Here is a 22,935-nt window from a genome sequence, read left to right as displayed (position 1 = left end):
GCTACACTTGCCTCGAGGCGCAGGAAGCGGCGGCCGCGGCTGCGGTTTGCGGCCGCACCGGGCATCGCTACACTTCCGCGTTCATGACTGCATGCCCCGATTGGGCTGCGGTTTGCGGCCGCACCGGGCATCGCTACACTCGATGGTGGCACGATCCCCCGCCGACAGGCGCTGCGGTTTGCGGCCGCACCGGGCATCGCTACACTCGAAGGCGGCGAGTGCCGCCGCCTCGATCAGCTGCGGTTTGCGGCCGCACCGGGCATCGCTACACTCCTTCCCCGCGCCGCCCGCCGATGCCCGCAGCTGCGGTTTGCGGCCGCACCGGGCATCGCTACACTTGTTCCATTCTGGACCACCAATTGCCCCGGGCTGCGGTTTGCGGCCGCACCGGGCATCGCTACACTGCTACCAATTCCGGGTGAATCTCTCCGGAAGCTGCGGTTTGCGGCCGCACCGGGCATCGCTACACTGTCGCGCTGCCTCGGGCACGGTTCGGGCGGGCTGCGGTTTGCGGCCGCACCGGGCATCGCTACACTCGCGCCCGACCGCGATAGCGACCACGGCCAGCTGCGGTTTGCGGCCGCACCGGGCATCGCTACACTATGGAGGACCCGCATCGCCGCAGGCGACGCGCTGCGGTTTGCGGCCGCACCGGGCATCGCTACACTCACCGGGCGTCGACCCAGGGGTCATCTGCCGCTGCGGTTTGCGGCCGCACCGGGCATCGCTACACTATGGAGGACCCGCATCGCCGCAGGCGACGCGCTGCGGTTTGCGGCCGCACCGGGCATCGCTACACTTCGTTCCTTCGAAAGAACACTCCCGTTCTGGCTGCGGTTTGCGGCCGCACCGGGCATCGCTACACTTCATGCTGTCCGACGGCACGTTGCGCGGAGCTGCGGTTTGCGGCCGCACCGGGCATCGCTACACTGTCACGCACGTAGCGCACCAGCTCGGGGATGCTGCGGTTTGCGGCCGCACCGGGCATCGCTACACTGAATTCGGCCCGCGCTCGATCAACCTGAAAGCTGCGGTTTGCGGCCGCACCGGGCATCGCTACACTCCGCGCGCGCAGCGTGCCACTCGGAAGTCTGCTGCGGTTTGCGGCCGCACCGGGCATCGCTACACTGTGGACGTGCTGTTGGCGGAGCGGCTGGAGGCTGCGGTTTGCGGCCGCACCGGGCATCGCTACACTGGCGCGGCGCGCCCATCCCGTGGGGCGACAGCTGCGGTTTGCGGCCGCACCGGGCATCGCTACACTGCGGAGCTTGCTCTTGGTGCGGGGCTTTGTGCTGCGGTTTGCGGCCGCACCGGGCATCGCTACACTAGTTATTTGTCGCGATGATGGAACATTTCGGCTGCGGTTTGCGGCCGCACCGGGCATCGCTACACTGCCCTCCGGCCAAGCTGTTGAGAGGGCAGGAGAAATCGCCGGCGCAGCTCAGAAGAACTCGAGCTGCGCCGGCGGCGTCTCGGGCGGCCTGCGCCGTTTTCCAGCGAACACCCGAATGCGGGCGAATTGCGCATCCGTCACCACCAGGAACCGAACCTCGCCCTCGGGCGGCACCCGCGCGCCCATCTTGCGAATGTGCGCCTCGGCCGAATCGAGGCTCGCACAATGCCGGAAGTAGATGCTGAACTGCATCATGGTGAACCCATCCGCCAGCAGGTCCTTGCGGAAGCGGGCATAGTCGCGGCGCTGCTTCTGCGTCTCCACCGGCAGGTCGAACATCGCGAACACCCACACGGTGCGCCAGGCGATTGGGTTAAGGAGCGGGGGCCGCTTCGGGCGGGGTAGCGTCGCCATCGGACCCTCCGTCATCTCCGCCGTCGGCGGCAGGCAGGCCCTCCGCGTTTTCCGGCAGGCGCAGCAGCACTCGGCGGGCACCGAAACTCGCCGCAAGCGAGGCGGCACTTCGCCCGAGTGCCAGGCCGAGCGGCATGGCTTTGCCTTCGATGCCGACCGCGAGGTTGAGCACGCCGAGGAGATGCGCCTTCACCTCGCGATCGAGCGCACCCTCCGCGCGGCCCGCTTGCGCGAGGTCCCACACCACCCCGTCGACGAACGGGCGGTAGGGTTCCATCAGGTCGGAGGCGAGGGCGAAGGCGTCGCCGCGGTTGGCGTGGAAGAGGCCCAAGGCCGGCAGCAGCCCGGCCGCGACCACGGCGCGGGCGGTGGCGGCGCGCAGCACGGCGTAGCCGTAGTTGAGAAGCCGGTTCGCCCCCTCGCCGGTGCGGTCGCGCCGGAACCCGGAGCCGAACAGGGCCGGCCAATAGCGCTGTGCGCCTTGGGCCTCCAGGTTTTCCGGGTCGCCGGAGCGCACCCGCCGCGCCATGGCGGCCAAGCCGAGGTCGCTGCCCGCCGCCCGGCGCAACAGGTCGGCCTGGCGACGCAGCTTGGCGGCGACGATCGCCTGCCACAGCCGTTTGGCGAGCGGCCGGGGGCAGCCGAGCTGGGCGCGCTGCCGTTCGCCGGCCAGTGCATTGGCCTGGTAGGGCAGAAGCACGCCGGCCGGCATGTGATCGGCCCCGCAGACGACGAGCGCCGCCTTCGCCTCCATCAGCGCCGCCAGCAGGGCGTGGGTGTAGGTCGCCTGCGGCTCCTCGACGAGAAGAAGGGCAAGGTCCTCCAAAGGCACAGTGGGCGAGGAGCCGTCGGCCCGAGCCACCACGAGCTGGCGATGACGGAGCGACAGCCGGGCGGGGGAGGAGACGACGACGGTGCGCGTCATTTGGCGAACCGCCAGCGGCCGATGGGGTCGACCGCGACCTTGCGCCAGCCATCGCGCACACAACTCGGACCAAACGAAACCTCTGGTCTAGGTTCTTTGGAAGAATGGAGCACTTTATAGAAGATGCGCCCGTTTGCATTGAACTTTCGGACCAAAACGAAGGCTTGCGCCCCATCAACTTCCCGCCGCAGCACATCGCCGGGCCTGAGCGCCATGACGAGCCGCCCACCCTCGGGGTGAACGGGAAGAACCGCGGGCTCGCCGCGCCGCACCCGCTCATAGGCCTCGCGCTTGGTCGCGACCAAAAAGCGCACCGTCTCCCCGTCCCGGTAGATGGCGATGTGGTCGTTGGTGCCGGGGCCGAGTTCGGCGTGGATATTCTTGTGCCTGTGCACCGGCATCACCCCGTCCTTGCGGCGCAGGTTCAGCCGCACGCGCTTGATGATCGGACCCGTTTCCGCCGCCACGCCATGGTCGGCCCAACGACGCTTCGTCTCCTCGCGCAGCGGCAGCCGGATCTCCATCGCGAGCAGGCGTTTGAGCTCGCGCTCGGCCTTGGCGTCCTTCTCCGCCCCGCGCTTCCTCCTCTCCAGCACCACGCCGTGGCGGGCGAGATGGTCGAGGATGGCCTGCCGCACGCCGGCATCGGCGATCCAGACGTCCCGCCCACCGAGGATCTCCGACGCCGTCAACTCCGCCACGGGCTTGCGCTTGGCGTAGATCACCGATCCGTCCGGCTCGCGCTCGCCCGTGTCGCCGAGGCGGGTTTCCTCGTGCAGCGGACCAGAAAGCTTCGCCTGCACGCGGTGGCTGACCAGGATCGACGCCACCTTCGCCTTCGCCTCCTCCCGGAAGCCAGGCCAGGGGAAGTCGAACGGCGGCGGACGAAGCCCCGTCTCCTTCACCTGCCACCAGCGCGACAGCGCCTGCACGGTGCGCGGTTCCGTCAGGGCGACGACGAGGGCATCGACCGCATGGTGGCGCAGGTCGTCGCGCACCTTGTCGCCCTCGTCGCCCCCGCCGAGCAGCTTGCCGAGCCCCACGCCCCAGGCACGGCGCAGCAGCGCCGTGGCGCGGCCGGACACCGGCTGCACCGCATTCAGCCCGGCCTGCCCGCCGCCGAACAGGAGACCGAGATAGTCCCTGGCGGCGCGCGCAATGTAGGCGGTGTCGACGAGCTGGCGGGCGGTGAAGCCCTCCGCGTCGGCCTCCGGGTCCTCGAGCGCCGCCTTCAGGCAGCGCCGCCGCTTCGCCTCCGGCCAGCCCGCCTCCACCATCCTCGGCCAAACCACCTGGGTGAGGTGGGTCCAGCGGTCCGCGTCGGCCGAGAGCCACTCGTGGGGCGTACGCCGACCCTTCGCGGCGTTTTCCCCCGCCAACACCAGCACCTTGTTGGCCTGCGAGTCGTCGAAGCTGCGGCTGACGGGGAAGATGTGGTCGATCTGGGTGGCGGCGGCATCCAACGCCTCCGCCGCCCCGATCGGCTCGCCCGAGTAGGGCGAAACCCCGCCTTGCTCGTGCCAGAGGAGCCAGCGCAGGACGTTCTCCTCCCCTTCCGGCCCCTCGGCGGGCCTGCCGAGCTTGCGCACTTCCTCGCGCGCCTGCTTGCGCAGCCGCTCCCGGTCGGCCTGGGCGCGGTCGGTCTCGTCGCGCTGCTTCGGCCCTTCCTTCAGCCCGCGGGCGAATTCGAGCCGGATCACGTCGGGCCTGCCGTAAACGCGAAGGAGCGTGTTCACCACCTTCTGCAACTCGCCCAGGGTGCGCAGCACGGTCGGGTTGCGGATGCCGGCGAGCAGAGCGCGCATCCGTTCCCGCACCACCGGGTCGCCGATCCTGTGCAGCTCTCCGGCGTTGGGGCCGGGTAGGGCGGGAAGGGGGGCGGTCGCGTCGCGGCGTGAGCCGTATTCCCGCTCGACCGCCTCCATGTAGGTCAGGCCCGCCTCGAGGTGAGGGAGAAGGCGTTCGATCGCCTTCAGGCTGTGCCGCGCCGTGCCGTCGGGGAGCGAGATCGCGGCGAGACGCTCCGCCTCCTCGTGCGCGAGGCCCCACTCCGCCCGCGCGCGTTCGGCGAGTTTCGCCCTCTCCTGCGCGATGCCCTGCCAGTCGCGGATCTCGAGGATGCCGCCTCCCTTCACCGGCCGATACTCGATGCGATGCCAGGCCGGCCCGATCTCGCGGCGGATCGCATCGCGCAAGCCGGGCTCGAGGCGATCCCAGGTCTCGCCGAGCGCGGTGCGCAGCGCGGCTTCGGTGGCGTTGCCGCGCAGCGTCTCCTTCGCTCCCCGCTCGTGGGTGAACCGCTCGGCGCGGGAGAGGCCGATGGCATCGCGCAGTCCTTTCCAGGTCGGCCGCGCGACGCGCTCGAGAAAGTCAAGCGCCTTGGCGCGTTCCTCGGCGTCGAGGCGGCGCTGGTTGCCGCCTTCGAGCCGCAGCGAGTTGACGAGCTGCAGCGTCTCGAAACGCTGCACCAGCCAGTGCGCCTTCAGGGCACGCGGCTCGCCGGGTTCGAGATCGTCCTCGCCGAAGGAGCGGGCGCGGAAGAAGGTGGGGCGCTGGGCGAGGGCGACCGTTTCGATCCGCGCCTTCAGCGCGGGGGTGAAGAGCCCTGGATGATGGCGCGCCTGTTCCGCCCACAATGCCTCGAACTCCGCGCGCACCATGTCGCGCGTCTGCCCAACGCCACGGCGGCGAGCGAGGTCCCACACGGGGGTTTCCTCGCCTTTCGGTCTCAGGTGCTCGTCCGATTGGAGAAAGACGGCAAGCGGGCGACCTGCGAGCCGCGCGGCGAGGGCCTTGCCCCGCTCCTCCGCCTCCCGCTCGTCGCTGTCACGGGCCTGTGTGCCCGCGGAGGCGGACTGGGAACTGCTCTCCTCCGTCTTCCGGCGCCTGCCGCGTTTTGGCGTTTCCCTCGCGGCCAGCGGCTCCGTCGTCGGCGGACCGACCTTGCGGCTGCCGAGAAAGCCTCGGCGCTTGAGAAGGTGAAAGATCGCCCAGCCCGCCTCCTCGGCGCCAAGCGGGCCGGCGAGCCCACGGGCGCGCAGCGCGTACGGGTCTTGCCCCTGCGGCGGCGTGGCGTCCTTTCCCGGCAGGAGCCCCGCTTCGGCGAGCAGGGCGCGCAGATGCACGCGACGCCAGCGCCGCCGCCGCACCTGACGCCGCATGAGCCGTTTCCGCCGCCGCTCGGCGTTCAGCGGCTCCTTGCTCTTCTCGTCGCGCGTCTCGCTGAAGGCGCGCACGCCGAGGGCGAGGATCTCCCCCTCACCGTCGGGGCTTCGCCAGCCGTCCCAGCACACGACGGCGAAGCCGACTGACGCCACACCGAGATCGAATCCCCACGAAGTCCGCACCGCCGCCTCCCTTGGACATGGCCTCGAGACGCGTTAGTGTAATGGATGTGTAGCGATGCCCGGTGTGGCGCCGGCCGTCGCGGCGAAGGCAACCCTCGCCCCGCTCGCGCTCGGCCGCTTGCCGCAGGCAAAACAAAACGTCCACACCTGGTGCGGGCTGGGCCTCCCGCGGACGATCGGGCCCGTCGACCCCCGCCTCGCGCGGGGGTCGTGTTTTCGGCGGCCTGTTGCGCTGCCGCTACAGCGCCCCGCCGCGCCGCCCCGCCATCGCGCCGAGCCGGAGCCTGAGCGCTTGGAGGCGGATGAACCCTTCAGCGTCCTTCTGGTCGTAGGCGCCCTGATCGTCCTCGAAGGTGACGTAGCGGGTGGCGTAGAGGCTGTACGGGCTCTCGCGCCCCGCGACGATCACGTTGCCCTTGTAGAGCTTGAGCCGCACCCGCCCCGTGACGTGCTCCTGGCTCGCGTCGATCGCCGCCTGCAGCATGCGCCGTTCGGGGGCGAACCAGAAACCGTAATAGACGAGTTCGGCATAGCGCGGCATCAGGCTGTCCTTCAGGTGCGCCACCTCGCGATCGAGCGTGATGCTCTCCATCGCCCGGTGCGCCACGTGCAGGATCGTGCCGCCCGGCGTCTCGTAGACGCCGCGGCTCTTCATGCCGACGAAACGATTCTCCACGAGATCGACCCGGCCGATGCCGTTCTCCCGCCCGAGCGCGTTGAGGCGCGTGAGCAAGGTGGCGGGCGAGAGGCGCTCGCCGTTCAGCGCCACCGCATCGCCGCGTTCGAAGTCGATCGCGATCTCGGTGACGCGATCGGGCGCGCTCATCGGCGAGACGGTGCGCTGATAGACGATCTCGTCCGGCTCCACCGCCGGATCCTCGAGGATCTTCCCTTCCGAGGAGGAGTGCAGCAGGTTCGCGTCCACGCTGAAGGGCGCCTCGCCGCGCTTGTCCTTGCTGATGGGGATCTGGTGCTTCTCGGCGAAATCGAGCAACGCCGTGCGCGAGCTGAGCTCCCACTCCCGCCACGGCGCGATCACCGTCACGTCCGGCTTCAGCGCATAGTAGGAGAGCTCGAAGCGCACCTGGTCGTTGCCCTTGCCGGTGGCCCCGTGCGCCACCGCATCCGCCCCGACCGCTTCGGCGATCTCGATCTGCCGCTTGGCGATCAGCGGCCGCGCGATCGAGGTGCCGAGCAGATACACCCCCTCGTAGAGCGCGTTCGCGCGGAACATCGGGAAGACGAAGTCGCGTACGAATTCCTCGCGCAGGTCCTCGATGAAGATGTTCTCCTCCCTGATGCCGAGGAGCCTTGCCTTGTCGCGCGCGGGGCCGAGCTCCTCGCCCTGGCCGAGGTCGGCGGTGAAGGTGACCACCTCCGCCCCGTAGGTCGTCTGCAGCCACTTCAGGATGACGGAGGTGTCGAGCCCGCCCGAATAGGCGAGCACGACTTTCTTCACCGGTTTGCGCATGATCGGAACGGGGTGTGGGTTGCGAGGAGCCGGGACCATGCCAGCGAGGACAGCGTGGCACAAGGCCGGGGCGATGGTCGCCCTGGTGGTCGCTTTGGGCGCCTGGGGCGGGTCGGTCCGCGGGCAGTCGCCGCCGATTGCCGACCCCGCCGGCCCGCCGGGGCTCTCGGCGGAGGCGCGCGCGTTGTGGGCCCGCTTCATCGCCTTCGACGTGCACCGGGCCTTCGCGGTCGGCCCCGGTGGCGCCTTCGGGGCGGCCTGGAACCATCGCTCCCTCGAGGAGGCCAAGCAGCAGGCGCTGCAGAACTGCGGGCGGCGGGCGGGAGCGGCGTGTCGGCTGCTCGCGGTCGATCTCGCCATCGTCGACCCCGCCCGGGCCTGGTCGCCGCCGAAGGACGCGCCGGCTGCCATCGGCATCGGCGGCATGGGGTGGGAGATCGTGCCCGATGCACGCTATCTCTGGCGTGGCCCGGCCGAGGCGCGTGGCGCCATCGTGTTCGGCCACGGCCGCAGCGCGGATGCCGACCCGCGAGGGCTGCAGCCGCAGACGTGGGTGCGGCGGTTCAATCTCGCCGGCTACGACGTGTTCCGCTTCGACCGCCACCCGAACAGCGACGAGACGGAGCGCGCCGCCGGCTGGTTGCGCGACGGTCTCGCCCGCCTGCGGGCCCTCGGCTACCGCCACATCGTGGTGGGCGGACAGTCGCGCGGCGGGTGGAACGCGCTGCAGGTGCTGGATCGGCCCGGGCTTGCCGACGTCGCGATCGCGATCGCGCCGGCCGCGCACGGCCAGGGTGGATCCCTGAACCTGCTCGCGCAGACCGACCAGCTCCGCACCATCGCCGGGCGGATGCATGCGCCGGCGGCGCGGCTCGCCTTCGTCCAGTTCGCGAACGATCCGTTCGTGCTCGACCCGGAGGGGCGGGCGCGGATCGTGCGCGAGCGGATGGCGCCCCGGCTCGAGGCCGTACTGCTGATCGATCGGCCGGAGGGCTTCGAGGGGCACGGGGCAGGCCAGGGCTGGCGCTTCGCCGAGCGTTTCGGCGCCTGCCTTCTCGCCTTCGCCACGGGGCCCGTGCCGGCGGAGCGGTGTTGACGCCCGCTCAGCCTTCCGCCTGCGGGCCGTAGAGCTCGGGCATCAGCCGCGCCCAGAGCGCGTTCGGGATGGTGGCGACGAAAGCGCGGTGGGCGGTGAGTTCCGCCGCGCTCGGCACGATCGGGCGCGGCGTGCGGCGCTCGCTCGGCGCGGCGGACATGGCGCGCAGGCGAAGCCTGGGCGGCGCGGCAAGACCGAGCCCGGGCTGCCGTCCGCCGCGCAGCTGGAGATAGACCTCGGCCAGCAGCTGGCAGTCGAGCAGCGCGTTGTGCGTGGTGCGCATCGACGTGTCGATGCCGAAACGGCGACAGAGCGCGTCGAGGCTGGCGGGAAGCCCCGGGAAGCGTTCGCGGGCGAGCTTCACGGTGTCGATCGCGCGGGCGGCGGCGATCGGCGGCAGGTCGAGCCGCGCGAGCTCGGCGTTGAGGAAGGCGAGGTCGAAAGGGGCGTTGTGCGCCACGATCGGATCGTCGGCGAGGAAAGCGAGCAGCTCGTCCACGATCTCGGCGAAGGCGGGTTTGCCGATCAGCGCCGCCCGAGTGAAGCCGTGGATGCGTTCCGCTTCCGGGTCGACGTCGCGCCCGGGATCGAGCAGCCGATGCAGCACCCGCCCCGTCGGCACGTGGTTGCGCAGCTCGAGGCAGCAGATCTCGAGGATGCGATGGCCGGCCAGCGGGTCGAGCCCGGTCGTTTCGGTATCCAGCAGAACCTCGCGCCCGCTCATCCTCGCCTTCGCCTCCGCCGCCGCAGCGGCATCGCGCCCGCCCGCAACTTCGCCACCAGGCGCCGGATCCGCGCCTGGGCGTGATGGCGCGACAGCCCCGTGCGCACCACCACGTCGGCGCGCCGTCGCCTCGCCGAATCCGGCATCTGGCGGGCGAGGATGGCGTGGAGCCGGTTTTCCGTCATCCCGCCGCGCGCCAGCACGCGCGCCCTCTGCACCGCGGGCGGCGCCGTGACGACGACGACGAGATCGACCCGGGCATCGGCGCCGGTTTCGAACAGCAGCGGGATGTCGAGCACGCAGAACGGGCGACGGGCGCGCCGGCAGCGGGCGAGGAAGCGTGCCTCCTCGCGCCGCACCAGCGGGTGGACCGCCGCCTCCAGCCGAGCGAGCAGGGACGGGTCGGCGAGGGCGTGCCGGCGCAGCACGTCGCGCGACACCGCGCCACCCACCACCGCCTCCGGCACCAGGCGGGCGACCGCCGCCACCCCCGCCCCGCCTTTCGCGTAGAGGCGATGCACCGCGGCATCGGCGTCGTGCACCGGCACGCGCAGGCGGCGGAACACCTTGGCTGCGGTCGACTTGCCCATGCCGATGCCGCCCGTCAGCCCGATGACGATCACGCGGCTTCGTCCGTCTCGGGGATGTCGGCGGCGACGAAGGCCTCGAGTTCGGCATCGACGACGGGGTCGATGCCGAACCAAGCGGCGAAGCCGGGCCGGGCTTGGTGCAGCAGCATGCCGAGCCCGCCCACCGTGCAGAGCCCGCGCCGCTCCGCCGCACAGAGGAGCCCCGTGCGCCTCGGCACGTAGACGATGTCGGCGACGATCGCGTGATCGGGCAGGCGCTCGAGCGGCAGCACCGGGGAGGGCGTGCCCTTCATGCCGAGGGCGGTGGTATTGATCAGAAGATCGGCGGCCGGAAGGAGAGCGTGCACCGCGTCCCAGGCGTGCGCGGCGATCGCGCCGCCCAAGGCGCGGGCCAGTGCGGCGGCCCGGTCGGGCGTGCGGTTGACCAGGGCGACCTGCGCGCCCTCATCGAGCAGGGCGGCGGCAATGGCGCGCGCCGCGCCGCCCGCACCGAGCACGACCGCCGTGCGGCCGGCGAGGTCGAGGGCGGGGATGGCGGTGCGGAGGGATTCGAGGAAGCCCCAGCCGTCGGTGTTGTCGCCCGCGATTGTGCCGTCGGCGTCGAAGACGAGGGTGTTGACCGCCCCGGCGCGCTCGGCGCGGCGGGTCACGCGGTCACAGACGGCGAAGGCGGCTTCCTTGTGCGGGATGGTGACGTTGCCGCCGCGGAAGCCGAGGTCGCGCAGGGCGCGCACCGCATCCGCGAAGCGATCGGGGCGGACGGGAAGTGGGACGTAGGCGCCGTCGATGCGGTGGCGGTCGAGCCAGAAGCCGTGCAGGCGAGGGCTGCGCGAATGCGCCACCGGCCAGCCGAACACGCCGGCGAGCCTGGCCGAGCCGGAGAGGATCATGCGCCGACGATAGGCGAGACGCAGATGGGCGGCGAGGGGGCCGAGCGCCTCCGCAAGCCGCACGGGGGCTCAAGCTGCCGTCTTGACGCTCTTGCTTGCCCTGACGCGAGGGGACCGGTCCTCGGCTCCGGCGGACTGTCGATCACCCGAGATGCACTGACGGGGCAACGGTCACCTTGCCAGATCGGCAGCCCTGCTGCCGGGGACGCGGGCCCACCCCTGGACCACGAGACCCGAAATGCTCCGACGCGGTCTCGGGACTTCCCGTCTGGGACCGCAACGCCCGCGAGGCCCCGCCCCCAAAGTTGGGCCTGGCAGCGTCAGCCCCCCCGAGCGACGGCGGGGGCGCGAAGGCGCAAGGTTTCAAGCAACCGCAGCACCTCGGCCGAGGCCGCCTCCACCTTGGCGATCTCGGCCAAGGCTTCATCGGTTCGGCCTTCACCGAACAGGCGGGCGGCCGCTTTGCCGTGCTCGTGCACCTGGCGGTGCGGCTCCTCGAGCTCGATGAAGGCGGGCTCGCACCGGAAGGCCTTCGAGCCCTCGCCGTAGTACCATTTGCCAAGGCGGCACGCGTGGTGATCGGCGAGCTCCTCCGCTTTCAGCTTCAGCCGTCCCGCCGCCATCGCGATCAGGCGACGCTTCCACATCACGTGGTCGGCCTTGGCGAGAATGATCACCTTCTCGGGGAACTCGGCCGCGGCGGCGCGCTTCAGCTGCCGGCCGATCGTGGTGTCCAGCCGGTCGAACGACTCCGCCATGTCCTCAACCGAGGCGGCGGTCTCACGCGCCATCGCCGCCACCTTGCCGATGCTTTCCGCGATCTCGTTCGTCGCCTGCGACTGCTGTGAGACGGCGATCGCGATTTCGCGGATGCTGCGGGTCGCGGAGTCGATCCGCTCGCCCGCTCCCTGCACCTCCGCCCCGAGCCGTTCCATCCGCGCCCGCCCGTCGCGCGCATGCTCGTCGCAGCGACTCATGCTCTCGACGACGGAGACAACGCGCGAGAGCAGCCCGTCGATCCGCCGCCGGATGTCCTCCGTCGCCTGCGCCGTCTGCTGCGCCAGCGTCTTCACCTCCTTCGCCACCACCGCGAAGCCGCGCCCCGCCTCGCCGGCGCGCGCCGCCTCGATGGTCGCGTTCAGGGCAAGAAGCCGGGTCTGCGCCGCGATCCGCTCGATCGCCCCGACGATGCCGCCGATCTCCTCCGACGCCTTGCCCAGTTCGCGCACCTCGGCGGCGTTCCTCTGCACGAGGCGCGCGAGCTGCTCGATCGCCTCGATGGTGGCGCGCGTCTGATCCACGCTCGAGCGCATCGAGGCTTCCGCCGCCTCCGCCGCCTGCGCGGCGGAACGGGCGGACTGGTCGATGCTGCCGACAGTCGCCACCATTTCCTGGGTGGCCGCCGCCATCGCGGCCGCGCTCTCGCTCACGCTCTTCGCCGGCGTGACGAGGCGGGCGGCGACGATGCCCACCTCGTTGGCGACGATCGCGGTCTCGACGATTTCCGCTGCATTCTCGGCCGCCTCCCGCGCCAGCGCGGCGGCGAGGCGCGCGCAGGCGTCGCGATGCGGCCCAGCCGGGGGTTCGGCGCAGAATTCGCCGCGCGCCACGGCGTCGAGGAAGCGGGCGACGCCACCGTCCGGTCCGCCGCCGGCCTGCCCGAGTGCGGCCACCGGCGCGGTGCCGGCCTGGCCGGAGCCGATGGCGTTGCGGAGCCGTTCGAGTGTGGTCATGGGCGATTCGATCCCCGCTCTCTGCGTTCGCGGTGAACCTCGCACGCGCCTCTCAACCGCCGGTTAATGCGGCGCCCGCAGCGGTGGGGCCCGCATCCGTGGCGATGCCGTTCCATCCGCCCGTCATTTGACTTCGGCCCCCGCCCGACCCACAGTCTCGGCTTCCCCGCCGATCTGCGGGGCGAACCGAGAGGAGGATGGTGGACCGCCCGTGATCCCGCCCCTGATGCCGACCTACGCCCGCGCCGACCTCGCCTTCGAGCGGGGGGAGGGCGCGCGCCTGTGGTCGACGGACGGGCGATGCTTCCTCGACTTCGGCTCCGGCATCGCCACCAACGCGTTGGGTCACGCCCACCCGCACCTGGTGCAGGCGATTTGCCAGCAGGCCGGGCGGGTGATGCACGTCTCCAACCTCTACCGCATCCCCGAGGCCGAGCGCCTCGCCGCCCGCCATGTCGAGGCCTCCTTCGCCGACAGCGTGTTCTTCTGCAACTCGGGGGCGGAGGCGAACGAGGGCATGGTCAAGGCGATGCGCAAGACGATGGCCGAGACCGGACGGCCGGAGCGCTGGCGCATCATCACCTTCGAGGGCGCCTTCCACGGTCGCACCCTCGCCATGCTCGCCGCCACCGGCAACCCGAAATACCTCGAGGGGTTCGGGCCGAAGGTGGATGGCTTCGACCAGGTGCCGTTCGGCAACATGAACGCGGTGCGCGACGCCATCACCCCCGCCACCGCCGGCATCATCGTCGAGCCCGTGCAGGGCGAGGGCGGCGTGCGCCCGGCCTCGCTGCAGTTCCTGCGCGACCTGCGCGCCACCTGCGACGAGTTCGGCCTGCTCCTCGGACTCGACGAGGTGCAGATCGGCATGGGGCGTTCGGGCAGGCTGTGGGCGCACGAATGGGCGGGCATCGAGCCCGACGTGATGTCCTCCGCCAAGGGCATCGGCGGCGGCTTCCCGCTCGGCGCCATCCTCGCCAAGGAGCATGTGGCGAAGCACCTCAAGCCCGGCAGCCACGGCACCACCTTCGGCGGCAACCCGCTCGCCTGCGCGGCCGGCAATGCGGTACTCGACATCATCCTCGCCCCGGGCTTCCTCGCGCGCGTCGACCGCGTCGCGCGCCACCTCTGGCGCTCCCTCCTCGCGCTCAAGGATCGGCACGGCGACCTGATCGAGGATGTCCGCGGCGCCGGGTTGCTGGTCGGGCTCAAGCTGCGTGAACCGGCGACCAACACGGAGTTGCAGGCGCGCGCCCTCGCCGAGGGCTTGCTGACGGTCGCCGCCGGCCAGAACGTGCTGAGACTCGCCCCGCCGCTGATCATCACCGAGGCGGAGGCCGACGAGGCGGTCGATCTGCTGGATCGCGCGCTCGCGCGGCTTCGCGCCGCCCTGCCCGAGCCCGTGGCGGCCGCATGAAGGCCATGGCTCCGCGGTCCGCCCTCCGACCGTCGCCGCTCGCGACCTCCGCCACCGCGGCGGCGCCGCGCCACTTCCTCGACGTCTCTGCGCTGGATCGCGGCACGCTCCGGCGCATTCTCGAGCTCGGCACCGCGTTCAAGCGCGGCGAAGGGCCTGCCGCCACCCGCCCGCTGGTCGGGCGCACGCTCGCGCTGATCTTCGAGAAGCCCTCGACGCGCACGCGCGTCAGCTTCGAGGTCGCCATGCGTCGGTTGGGCGGCGACGTGGTCGTGCTCAGCGCGAAGGAGATGCAGCTCGGCCGCGGCGAGACGGTGGCGGATACGGCGCGCGTGCTGTCGCGCTACGTCGATGCGATCATGCTGCGCACGGACAGCGCGGCCAAGCTTACGGAACTCGCCGCCGCCGCCACCGTGCCGGTGATCAACGGGCTGACGGATCAGTCGCATCCGTGCCAAATCATGGCCGACGTGATGACCTTCGAGGAGCACAAGGGGCCGATCGCGGGCCGCGTCGTCGCCTGGTGCGGCGACGGCAACAACGTCGCGCGCAGCTGGATCCACGCTGCCGCCCGCTTCGGCTTCACGCTTCGCCTCGCGACCCCTGAGAGCCTTCGCCCGCCGGCCGAGCTGATCGCCTGGGCGCGCAACGAGGGGGCGACGATCGAGCTGACCGAAGACCCCGTGGCGGCGGTGCGCGGGGCGGATGCGGTGGTGACGGATGCCTGGGTCAGCATGAGCGACGCACCCGGCACCTCGCGCCACAATCTCCTTCGTCCCTACCAGGTGAACGAGGCGCTGATGAGCCACGCGCCGAACGCGATCTTCCTCCATTGCCTGCCGGCGCATCGCGGCGAGGAGGTGACGGACGGCGTGCTCGACGGCGCGCAATCGGTCGTGCTCGATGAGGCGGAGAACCGCCTGCATGCCCAGGCCGGCGTGCTGGCCTGGTGCCTCGAACCGCTCTCGGCGCGGCCGTGAGCGGCACCGGCCCTTCTCCCCGCGCGCGCACGCCGCCGCCCATCCTGACCGTCCCGTCGGCGGTCCGCCCGTTCTACCTCGAGGGCGCGCCCGTGCGCGGCCAGCTCGTTCGCCTCGGCCCGCTCGCCGATGCGCTGCTCACGCGCCACGATCTGGCCGAGCCGGTGGCACGGCTGCTCGGCGAGGCGCTGGCGTTGACGGCCGGGCTTGCGGCGGCGCTGAAGTTCGAGGGCTCGTTCTCGCTGCAGGTGCGCGGCTCAGGTCCGGTCGACATGCTGCTCGCCGACTGCACGGGGCAGGGCGCGTTGCGGGGCTATGCGCGGGCGGCGGCCGACGGGGTGGCGGCGCTCGGCCCTCTGCCCTCCGCCGCCGCGTTGCTCGGCAGCGGGCATCTCGCCTTCACCCTCGACCAGGGGCCTGGGATGGACCGCTACCAGGGCATCGTGCCGCTCGAGGGCGAAACGCTCGCGGATCTCGCGCTCACCTGGTTCTCGGTCAGCCAGCAGCTGGAAGCCGCGGTGGTTCTGGCCGCGGCCCCCACCGCTTCGGGTTGGCGTGCTTCGGCGCTGCTGTGCGAGCGCATCGCCTTCGCGGGTGGGGAGGGGCGGCGGCGTACGCCGGAAGAGGATGACGAGGCGTGGCGTCAGGCGGCGCTGTTCGCAGGATCCGTCACGCTGGAGGAGCTCCTGGACGACAGCCTGCCGGCGGAACGCCTGCTGTGGCGCCTGTTTCACGAACTCGAGCCGCGCGCGCAGGCCCCCAAACCCCTCTCCTACGGCTGCCGCTGTTCGCGCGAACGCATCGGTCGCGTGCTGGCGGGGTTCGATGCGGCCGACCTCGACGAGATGGCCGAGGACGGCACCATCACGGTTACCTGCGAGTTCTGCAACGTCGACTTCCGCTTCGCCCGCGACGATGTGGCGGTGGTCAGCGGCTCGGCCTGAAACGGAACGAGCGATCCCTCTCCGATGCCTGCATCTCGCCGTACCCTCGTTGTCGCCATCGGCGCCGTCCTCGCCGGCTGTGCCGCACCGGCGGAGCCGCCCAGGCCGGTGCTGCGCCCGTTCGACTACACGCACCTGCTGCCGATCCGGCTCGATGTCGCGGAGGTCGAAATCCTTGAGGCCTGGGTGCCGCCACGCACTCCCCCATACGTCGATCACCGTGCGCCGATCGAACCCCGCCTCGCCGTGCGGCGTATGCTGGAAGACCGCGTGCAGGCCTGGGGCCGGCAGGGGCGGGCGCGTGCCGTCATCCTCGAGGCGTCGCTGATCGAACAGCGCCTGCCGCGCGAGGGGGGCGTCGCCGCCCTGTTCACCACGCAGCAGAGCGAGCGCTACACGCTCACCCTCTCGGTCCGGCTCGAGGTGGAAGGGGCGCCGGGCGGATCGGGGACGGCGCAGGCGACGGTGACGCGCACGCGCACGGTGGCGGAAGGTACCTCGCTCGCCGCCCGCGAGGCGGTCTGGCACGAGATGCTGGTGAGTGCGATGGATGATCCGCAAGGGCTGAACGTGGAGTTCGAGTTCCAGGTGCGCCGCGCCCTGCGCGCCATGCTGGCGCCGGAGGGTGCGACGAGGGCGCCGGCTGGCGGCGGCATCGAGCGGCAGGAGCTCCCGTCTCCGACCGCGCCGCAGCCCACCCCCCAAGTGGTGCCGAGCGGGCTCGCGCCGGCTGCCGGCACGCTCGGAACCATCCCGCTCCGCTGATCGTCGTCGCATCTGCCTCGGTGCGGAGGGTCGGCGCATGGGCGCGGAACTGGAACGCCTGATCGCTGCCCTCGCCCGGCTGCCGGGCTTGGGCCCGCGGAGCGCGCGGCGGGCGGCGCTCGCTCTCGTCGAGAAACGCGAAACCCTGCTCGAGCCGCTGGTCGCGGCCCTTGAGGCCGCCGCGGCAACGATCCGCCCCTGTTCCGTCTGCGGCAATCTCGACAGTGTCGATCCGTGTTCGATCTGCACCGATGCGACGCGCGAGAAGCGCGTGCTCTGCGTCGTCGAGACGGTGGCCGATCTCTGGGCGCTCGAGCGGGCGCGGGCGCATCGCGGGCTCTACCACGTGCTGGGCGGCACGCTGTCGGCGCTGGCAGGGCGCGGCCCCGACGAGCTGCGCATCGATCCGCTGGTGAAACGCGTGGCGTCGGGCGAGGTGAGCGAGGTGATCCTCGCCACCTCGGCCACGGTGGACGGACAGGCGACGGCGCACCTGGTGGCCGATCGGCTTTCGGCGTTCCCCGTAACGCTCACGCGGCTTGCTTACGGCCTGCCGATCGGCGGCGAACTCGGCTCACTCGACGACGGCACCCTCGCCGCCGCCCTGCGCGCGCGCCGTCCGCTCTGAGCCGTCAGCCGGGCGTGAGCACGCCGACCGCAGCACCGGTCATCAGGCAGGCGATGGTTCCCGCCACCACCGCCGGTACGCCGAGGCGCGCGATGTCGTCGCGCCGATCGGGCACGAGCGCGATCAGCCCGCCCAGCATGATGCCGAGACTGCCCGGGTTGGCGAAGCCGCAGAGCGCATAAGCGAGGATGATCCGGCTCCTTTCCGACATCGTTTCGCCACTGCGCGCGAACTCGAGATAGGCGACGAACTCGTTGATGATGGTCTTCAGCCCCAGCAGGCGGCCGGCCTCCGCACTCTCCGCCCACGGGATGCCGAGGGCGAAGGCGACGGGGTGCATCGCCAGCCCAGCCCAGTGCTGCAGGGTCTGTCCGGTGAGCGGAACGATCGCCTCGTTGGCCAGCGCGACGAGGGCGACGAAGACGATCAGCGAGGCGATCACACCGAGCATGATGGCGAGCCCTTCCGCCGTGCCGCGCGCGATCGCCTCCATCGCACTCGCATAGGGCTGCGTGGGAGTGCTCTCCGGCCCGCGATCGACCGCGGCCTCGGCCGGCATCATCAGTCGCGCGACGAGGACCGCGGCGGGCGCGCTGATCACGCTCGCGGTGAGCAGGTGCCCGGCCGCGTCGGGCAGGGCATCGCGCAGGAAGACGGCGTAGATCGCGAGGGTGTTGCCGCTGATCGTCGCCATGCCGGCCGTCATCACCACGAACAGCTCGGGCCGCGACAGCCCCGCGAGATAGGGGCGCACGAGCAGCGGTGCCTCGACCATGCCGACGAAGACGTTGGCCGCGGTGGCGAAGCCCGCAGCACCCGAGAGCGCGAAACCGCGGCGCAGGAGGCGGGCGAGCGCGCCGACGAGCAACGGCAGCACGCCGAGGCGATAAAGCAAGGCCGAAAGCGCGCCGACGACCAGGATCAAGGGCAGGGCGCGGAAGGCGAGGATGAAGGAGGCACCCGGCGCGGTTTCGGCGAAGGGGAGAGGGCCGCCGCCGAGATAGCCGAAGACGAAGGCGGTGCCCGACTCGGTTGCGCGCTGCAGGGCGTCGATGGCAGCACCGATCGCACCGAGGGCGGAGCGGATGGGCGGCAGCGAGAGAACGAGCGCGGCCAGCCCGAGTTGGAGAGCGATCCCGAAGGCCATCGCGCCCCACGGAGGCGCGGCCCAGCGCCGGGTGGCGACGAGCCCCCAAGCCCAGGCGACGGCGACGAGGAGGAGGAGGCCGAACGCCGAGGCGATCTGCGCCGTCACGCCGCCTCCGGCCCCTCGATCAGTGGCGGAAATGCCGCGTGCCGGTGAACACCATCGCCAAGCCGCGTTCGTCGGCGGCGGCGATCACCTCGGCGTCGCGCACGCTGCCGCCGGGCTGGATCACGGCGGTGGCTCCTGCCTCGGCCGCGGCGATCAGCCCATCGGCGAAGGGAAAGAACGCATCCGAGGCGACGACGGACCCGCGTGCGAGGCTCTCGCCGAGGCCCGCCTGCTTCGCGGCTTCGGCTGCCTTCCAGGCGGCGATGCGCGCGGAGTCGACCCGGCTCATCTGCCCCGCCCCGATGCCGACGGTCGCCTGGTCCTTCGCATAGACGATGGCGTTCGACTTGACGTGCTTGGCGACCCGGAAGGCGAAGATCAGGTCGGCGAGCTCGGCTTCCGTCGGCGCGCGCTTCGTCACCACGCGCAGGCCCGCGCGATCGATGCGCGCGGCATCGCGCGTCTGGGCGAGAAAGCCGCCCGAGACGGTGCGCAAGGCAAGCCCCGGGGCGGCCGGGTCGGGCAGCCCGCCCGCGAGCAGAAGGCGAAGATTCTTCTTCGCGGCGAACACGGCCTTGGCGTCCTCGGTCGCGTCGGGCGCGATCACCACCTCGGTGAAGATGGCGGTGATCCTTTCGGCCACGGCGCGATCGAGCGGACGGTTGGCGGCGACGATGCCGCCGAAGGCCGAGACGGGATCGCACCGCAGCGCCCTCTCCCACGCCTCGGCGAGGGTGCGTGCTGCCGCCACCCCGCACGGGTTGGCGTGCTTGACGATGACGATCGCCGGGTCGTCGAACTCGGCCACGCATTCATAGGCGGCGTCGGTGTCGGCGATGTTGTTGTAGGAGAGCTCCTTGCCCTGCACCTGCACGGCGGTGGCGACACCGGGCCGGGCTTCGGTGACGTAGAACGCGGCCTCCTGGTGCGGGTTTTCGCCGTAGCGCAACGTCTGCACGCGGGTACCGCCGAAGGTGAGGCGAGGGGGGAACAGCACGCCCTCCTGGTCGGCGAACCAGGAGGCGATGGCGGCGTCGTAGGCTGCCGTGCGCGCGAAGGCTTCCTGTGCGAGCCGCCGCCGTGTGGCAAGCGTGGTGCCGCCGTGCTGCGCGACCTCCTCGGCGATCCGTGCGTAGTGCGATGGGTCGGTGGCCACCGCGACCGCGGCATGGTTTTTCGCCGCCGCACGGATCATCGCTGGGCCCCCGATGTCGATCCGCTCGATGCAGTCGGCGAAGGGAGCGCGCCCGCGCACGGTGTCCTCGAATGGGTAGAGGGTGACGGCAACCAAGTCGATCGGTGCGATGCCGTGGCGATCGAGGTCGGCCAGATGATCGGGCTTTTCGCGGCGCGCGAGGATGCCGCCATGGATCTGGGGAGTGAGGGTCTTCACCCGCCCCTCCAGGATTTCCGGAAAACCGGTGACAGCGGATACCTCGGTGACGGCGAGCCCCGCCTCGCGCAGGGCACGCGCGGTGCCGCCCGTCGAGATCAGTTCGGCGCCGGACCGGGCAAGTGCACGGGCGAACTCGACCAATCCCGTCTTGTCGGAGACGGAAAGAAGGGCGCGGCGAACGGGAACGACGGATTCGGTCATGGCGCGGACCATAGCGGAACCGCGCCGCGGCAGAAGGGGCTCTTGGCGAGCGTCGCTGTGCCTTCCGCCCTACTTCTCGACGAAGGCCTTCTCGATGACGTAGGTGCCGGGGCGCCCCGATGATCCTTCCTCGAAGCCTTCGCGTTCGGCGATGGCGCGGAGTTCCGCCAGCATGTCGGGCCCGCCGCAGATCATGATGCGATCCTGAGCGGGGTCGAAGCCGCCCCTGTCCAGGTCGCGGAACAGGGTGCCGTCCTCGATGAAGGTGGTGATGCGGCCCTGGCGGTGGAACGGCTCGCGCGTCACCGTCGGGTAGTAGACGAGCTTCGCCCGCACCTCCTCGCCGAGGAACTCGTGTTCGGGGAGCTCCTTGGTGATCCGGTCGCGGTAGGCGAGTTCGCGCTCGAACCGGCAGGTGTGGGTGAGCACCACGCGGTCGAAGCGGGCGTAGGTTTCGGGATCCTTGATGATGGCCATGAAGGGGGCGAGACCCGTTCCGGTGGCGAACAGGAAGAGGGTGCGGCCGGGCAGGAGGTAGGAGACGACGAGCGTGCCCGTCGGCTTGCGCCCGATGTAGACCTGATCGCCGGGGCGGATGTGCTGCAGCCGCGAGGTCAGCGGCCCGTTCGGCACCTTGATGGAGAGGAACTCGAGCTGGTCCTCCCAGTTCGCCGACACCATGGAGTAGGCGCGGAGGAGAGGCTTGCCGTCCACCCGGATGCCGATCATCGTGAACTCGCCGTTCTCGAAGCGGAACGACGGATCCCGCGTGGCGGTGAAGGAGAACAGCGTCTCGGTCCAGTGGTGGACGGAGGTCACCGTCTCGACGAGGAGGGTGCCCGTCGGTTCGAGGCGGGTCTGCAGGACGTCCGTGCTCATGCGAAGGCCATCCGGGTCAGGAGTTTCAGGAAGAGGGCGCGTTCCGCCTCATCGAGCGGAGCGAGGGTGGCATCGCTGATCTCGCGCGCGATCGGCAGCGTCGCCGTGACGAGCGCGTGGCCCGCCTGGGTGGCGGCGAGCAGGCGGGTGCGGCGATCGGAGGGGTCGGCGGAGCGGACGACCAGGCCGCGCGCGACCAGGCGGCGCACCACGCCTTGGATGGTCGCCGGGTCCATGGCGGTGAGCCGCCCGAGCCTGTTCTGCGTCGTTGGCCCGTGCCGGACGAGCGAAAACAGGGCGGCCCACTGCATCGGTGTCAGTGCGGCCGAGCCGATCCGCTCCTGAAACAGCGCGGCGTGCCGCTGATGGGCGCGACGGAGCAGGTGACCCACCTGCCGTTCCAGCACATACTCATCGGCGGCGGACCGGTCGCGGTCGGTGTCCAGTCTCTCGGAGGCGGCGGTGGTCACGGACGGGTCGATCTCGCATTCGTTCGTGTACAAATGATCTCGCAAAAACCTCGGGTTGTCAAAGGCCAAGACTGGGCACATCGAAGCAGCCTACGATGGTATTTGGAACGTCGTGTCCCCGAGGAGAGTCTTGCAGGCAACGGGGCGCTGTGGTTTGACCCAAGTCACCAGCCTCGCCCGGTGATGCCGCGGTGTGCGGCTTCTCCGGCCGGATCCAGGGAGGGAGACGAGATGACCGAAACCAGAATGCCCCGCGCGAACCGGCGCGGCTTTCTCAAGAGTGCCGCGCTCGGCGGCGCGGTGGTGGCCGCCGGCACCTTGGCTGCACCGCAGGTCAGTCGTGCCCAGACGGTGACGTGGCGCTTCCAGTCCACCTGGCCGTCGCGCGACATCTTCCACGAATTCGCCGGCGACTTCGTCAAGCGTGTCAACGACATGGGAGGGGGGCGGCTTCGTCTTGAGCTGCTTCCGGCAGGGGCGGTGGTGCCCGCCTTCCAGCTGATCGATGCCGTGCATGCGGGCACGCTCGATGGCGGCCACGGCGTTTCCGCCTACTGGTTCGGGCGCAACAAGGCCTTCAGCCTGTTCGGTACCGCGCCGCCGTGGTTCCGCGATGCCAACAATTACCTGGGCTGGTTCCATTATGGCGGCGGGCGCGAGCTCTATGACGAGCTCATCCAGGACATCCTGAAGCTGAACGTGGTCGGCTTCCAGAGCGGCCCCATGCCCTGCCAACCGCTGGGGTGGTTCAAAAACCCGATTGAGCGTGTGGATCAGCTGCGCGGACTGAAGTATCGGACCGTCGGCCTCGCCACCGATCTGTTCAACGAGCTCGGCGCCGCCGTCGTCGCCCTGCCCGGTGGCGAGATCGTGCCGGCTCTGGAGCGTGGCGTGATCGACGGCGCGGAGTTCAACAATCCCTCCTCCGACCGCGCGCTCGGTTTCCCCGATGTCTCCAAGGTCTACATGCTGCAGTCCTTCCACCAGCACACCGAGACCTTCGAGATCCTGTTCAACAAGACGAAGTTCGACGAACTGCCGGACGAGCTGAAGGCGGTCATCCGCCACGCGGCGGAAGCCGCTTCGGCCGACATGTCGTGGAAGCTGCAGGACCGCTACCCGAAGGACCTGATCGCGATGACGCAGCAGCAGGGCGTGCGCGCGATCACCACGCCGCGGCCGATCCTGGAGGCCCAGCTGCAGGCGTGGGACCGCGTGGTGGCGCGCCTCGAGGCCGACACCTCCTCGCCCGCTGCAGGTCCCTTCTTCAAGAAGGTCTGCGACAGCCAGCGCGCCTGGTGCCGCACCACCGGCACCTACTTCCTGCGCAACGAGGCGCCATCGGTGCTCGCCTTCAACCACTTCTTCGCCCGCGGCTGAACGCCGCGACGTGCAGGCGCCCGCTCCGGCAACCCCG

General features: G+C 71.0%; 19 protein-coding genes and 1 CRISPR repeat array (1 of these 20 only partly in view). Of the genes, 7 read left to right on the top strand and 12 right to left on the bottom strand.

The genetic code is table 11. From position 1 onward, the window contains the following. Window positions 1-1,393: direct repeats of the CRISPR family, unit length 36 nt; unit sequence GCTGCGGTTTGCGGCCGCACCGGGCATCGCTACACT; it reaches 1,678 nt to the left of the window's first position. Between the two features lie 48 nt (window positions 1,394-1,441). The 4 genes from cas2 to DWB05_RS04385 form a co-directional block, all read right to left on the bottom strand. Next, window positions 1,442-1,807 carry a CRISPR-associated endonuclease Cas2 gene (cas2, locus tag DWB05_RS04400; protein ID WP_198669045.1) on the bottom strand — a complete coding sequence of 122 codons (366 nt, stop codon included), beginning with the start codon at window positions 1,805-1,807 and terminating at the stop codon, window positions 1,442-1,444. Then, window positions 1,767-2,732 (bottom strand): type II CRISPR-associated endonuclease Cas1, encoded by a 966-nt coding sequence (gene cas1, locus DWB05_RS04395; protein WP_114375389.1) that lies wholly within the window; start codon window positions 2,730-2,732, stop codon window positions 1,767-1,769. Before cas1 ends, cas2 begins: the two co-directional genes overlap by 41 nt. Then, window positions 2,729-6,079 carry a type II CRISPR RNA-guided endonuclease Cas9 gene (gene cas9, locus DWB05_RS04390; RefSeq protein WP_114375387.1) on the bottom strand — a complete coding sequence of 1,117 codons (3,351 nt, stop codon included), beginning with the start codon at window positions 6,077-6,079 and terminating at the stop codon, window positions 2,729-2,731. The genes cas1 and cas9 overlap by 4 nt, the downstream gene beginning before the upstream one ends. Before the next feature lie 238 nt (window positions 6,080-6,317). Then, the gene (locus DWB05_RS04385) at window positions 6,318-7,553 is read right to left on the bottom strand and encodes an argininosuccinate synthase (protein ID WP_114376550.1); all 1,236 of its coding nucleotides are present in this window, start codon (window positions 7,551-7,553) and stop codon (window positions 6,318-6,320) included. 34 nt (window positions 7,554-7,587) lie between these two features. On the opposite strand from DWB05_RS04385, the gene DWB05_RS04380 reads away from it, so the two are divergent. Continuing rightward, window positions 7,588-8,646, top strand: coding sequence for a DUF4189 domain-containing protein (locus DWB05_RS04380; protein WP_157967072.1), 1,059 nt, complete (start codon window positions 7,588-7,590; stop codon window positions 8,644-8,646). Window positions 8,647-8,653: 7 nt separating this feature from the next. On the opposite strand, the gene dnaQ is transcribed toward DWB05_RS04380, so the two are convergent. The 4 genes from dnaQ to DWB05_RS04360 form a co-directional block, all read right to left on the bottom strand. After that, window positions 8,654-9,370, bottom strand: coding sequence for a DNA polymerase III subunit epsilon (dnaQ, locus tag DWB05_RS04375; protein ID WP_114375385.1), 717 nt, complete (start codon window positions 9,368-9,370; stop codon window positions 8,654-8,656). Continuing rightward, a complete protein-coding gene (coaE, locus tag DWB05_RS04370; protein WP_114375383.1) occupies window positions 9,367-9,993 on the bottom strand; it encodes a dephospho-CoA kinase in 627 nt (208 codons plus the stop codon). The genes dnaQ and coaE overlap by 4 nt, the downstream gene beginning before the upstream one ends. Continuing rightward, window positions 9,990-10,850 carry a shikimate dehydrogenase gene (locus DWB05_RS04365; RefSeq protein WP_114376548.1) on the bottom strand — a complete coding sequence of 287 codons (861 nt, stop codon included), beginning with the start codon at window positions 10,848-10,850 and terminating at the stop codon, window positions 9,990-9,992. The genes coaE and DWB05_RS04365 overlap by 4 nt, the downstream gene beginning before the upstream one ends. Before the next feature lie 320 nt (window positions 10,851-11,170). Then, window positions 11,171-12,583: a methyl-accepting chemotaxis protein gene (locus DWB05_RS04360; RefSeq protein ID WP_114375381.1), complete on the bottom strand. Its 1,413-nt coding sequence runs from the start codon at window positions 12,581-12,583 to the stop codon at window positions 11,171-11,173. Between the two features lie 211 nt (window positions 12,584-12,794). Here DWB05_RS04360 and DWB05_RS04355 point away from each other — a divergent pair, with 211 nt between their 5' ends. The 5 genes from DWB05_RS04355 to recR are packed head-to-tail and all read left to right on the top strand — an operon-like array spanning window position 12,795 to window position 17,317. After that, on the top strand, window positions 12,795-14,000 hold the full coding sequence (locus DWB05_RS04355) for an aspartate aminotransferase family protein (RefSeq protein ID WP_198669044.1): 1,206 nt from the start codon (window positions 12,795-12,797) through the stop codon (window positions 13,998-14,000). Window positions 14,001-14,005: 5 nt separating this feature from the next. Beyond that, the gene (gene argF / locus DWB05_RS04350) at window positions 14,006-14,980 is read left to right on the top strand and encodes an ornithine carbamoyltransferase (protein ID WP_114376546.1); all 975 of its coding nucleotides are present in this window, start codon (window positions 14,006-14,008) and stop codon (window positions 14,978-14,980) included. Then, window positions 14,977-15,924: an Hsp33 family molecular chaperone HslO gene (gene hslO / locus DWB05_RS04345; protein ID WP_114376545.1), complete on the top strand. Its 948-nt coding sequence runs from the start codon at window positions 14,977-14,979 to the stop codon at window positions 15,922-15,924. Before argF ends, hslO begins: the two co-directional genes overlap by 4 nt. Window positions 15,925-15,948: 24 nt before the next feature. After that, window positions 15,949-16,689, top strand: coding sequence for a hypothetical protein (locus DWB05_RS04340; protein WP_114375379.1), 741 nt, complete (start codon window positions 15,949-15,951; stop codon window positions 16,687-16,689). 37 nt (window positions 16,690-16,726) lie between these two features. Then, window positions 16,727-17,317, top strand: coding sequence for a recombination mediator RecR (recR, locus tag DWB05_RS04335; protein ID WP_114375377.1), 591 nt, complete (start codon window positions 16,727-16,729; stop codon window positions 17,315-17,317). 4 nt (window positions 17,318-17,321) lie between these two features. On the opposite strand, the gene DWB05_RS04330 is transcribed toward recR, so the two are convergent. From DWB05_RS04330 to DWB05_RS04315, 4 genes are all read right to left on the bottom strand, one after another. Continuing rightward, complete coding sequence (locus DWB05_RS04330) at window positions 17,322-18,572, bottom strand: NupC/NupG family nucleoside CNT transporter (RefSeq protein WP_114375375.1); 1,251 nt, start codon at window positions 18,570-18,572, stop codon at window positions 17,322-17,324. A gap of 19 nt (window positions 18,573-18,591) precedes the next feature. Beyond that, entirely contained in the window at window positions 18,592-20,169 is a 1,578-nt protein-coding gene (gene purH / locus DWB05_RS04325; RefSeq protein WP_114376544.1) for a bifunctional phosphoribosylaminoimidazolecarboxamide formyltransferase/IMP cyclohydrolase, read from the bottom strand. Window positions 20,170-20,238: 69 nt separating this feature from the next. Continuing rightward, complete coding sequence (locus DWB05_RS04320; RefSeq protein WP_114375373.1) at window positions 20,239-21,048, bottom strand: ferredoxin--NADP reductase; 810 nt, start codon at window positions 21,046-21,048, stop codon at window positions 20,239-20,241. After that, the gene (locus DWB05_RS04315; RefSeq protein ID WP_232818378.1) at window positions 21,045-21,518 is read right to left on the bottom strand and encodes a MarR family winged helix-turn-helix transcriptional regulator; all 474 of its coding nucleotides are present in this window, start codon (window positions 21,516-21,518) and stop codon (window positions 21,045-21,047) included. Before DWB05_RS04315 ends, DWB05_RS04320 begins: the two co-directional genes overlap by 4 nt. Before the next feature lie 231 nt (window positions 21,519-21,749). Between DWB05_RS04315 and DWB05_RS04310 the strand changes: the two genes are divergently transcribed. Then, window positions 21,750-22,898 (top strand): TRAP transporter substrate-binding protein, encoded by a 1,149-nt coding sequence (locus DWB05_RS04310; RefSeq protein WP_114375369.1) that lies wholly within the window; start codon window positions 21,750-21,752, stop codon window positions 22,896-22,898. Window positions 22,899-22,935: the final 37 nt, after the last annotated feature.

It is taken from the genome of Elioraea thermophila (ex Habib et al. 2022), assembly GCF_003336755.1.
Lineage (GTDB): Bacteria > Pseudomonadota > Alphaproteobacteria > Acetobacterales > Acetobacteraceae > Elioraea > Elioraea thermophila.
Note: the sequence above shows the minus strand (reverse complement) of the source record. Positions and strands in the feature narration are given on the sequence as shown.

Coding starts and splice junctions, on each gene's coding strand:
- DWB05_RS04360 (WP_114375381.1), bottom strand. CDS start 12,583: ATGACCACACTCGAACGGCTCCGCAACGCCATCGGCTCCGGCCAGGCC.
- cas1 (WP_114375389.1), bottom strand. CDS start 2,732: ATGACGCGCACCGTCGTCGTCTCCTCCCCCGCCCGGCTGTCGCTCCGT.
- dnaQ (WP_114375385.1), bottom strand. CDS start 9,370: ATGAGCGGGCGCGAGGTTCTGCTGGATACCGAAACGACCGGGCTCGAC.
- DWB05_RS04365 (WP_114376548.1), bottom strand. CDS start 10,850: ATGATCCTCTCCGGCTCGGCCAGGCTCGCCGGCGTGTTCGGCTGGCCG.
- recR (WP_114375377.1), top strand. CDS start 16,727: ATGGGCGCGGAACTGGAACGCCTGATCGCTGCCCTCGCCCGGCTGCCG.
- argF (WP_114376546.1), top strand. CDS start 14,006: ATGGCTCCGCGGTCCGCCCTCCGACCGTCGCCGCTCGCGACCTCCGCC.
- DWB05_RS04320 (WP_114375373.1), bottom strand. CDS start 21,048: ATGAGCACGGACGTCCTGCAGACCCGCCTCGAACCGACGGGCACCCTC.
- DWB05_RS04310 (WP_114375369.1), top strand. CDS start 21,750: ATGACCGAAACCAGAATGCCCCGCGCGAACCGGCGCGGCTTTCTCAAG.
- cas2 (WP_198669045.1), bottom strand. CDS start 1,807: ATGGCGACGCTACCCCGCCCGAAGCGGCCCCCGCTCCTTAACCCAATC.
- purH (WP_114376544.1), bottom strand. CDS start 20,169: ATGACCGAATCCGTCGTTCCCGTTCGCCGCGCCCTTCTTTCCGTCTCC.
- DWB05_RS04380 (WP_157967072.1), top strand. CDS start 7,588: ATGCCAGCGAGGACAGCGTGGCACAAGGCCGGGGCGATGGTCGCCCTG.
- DWB05_RS04340 (WP_114375379.1), top strand. CDS start 15,949: ATGCCTGCATCTCGCCGTACCCTCGTTGTCGCCATCGGCGCCGTCCTC.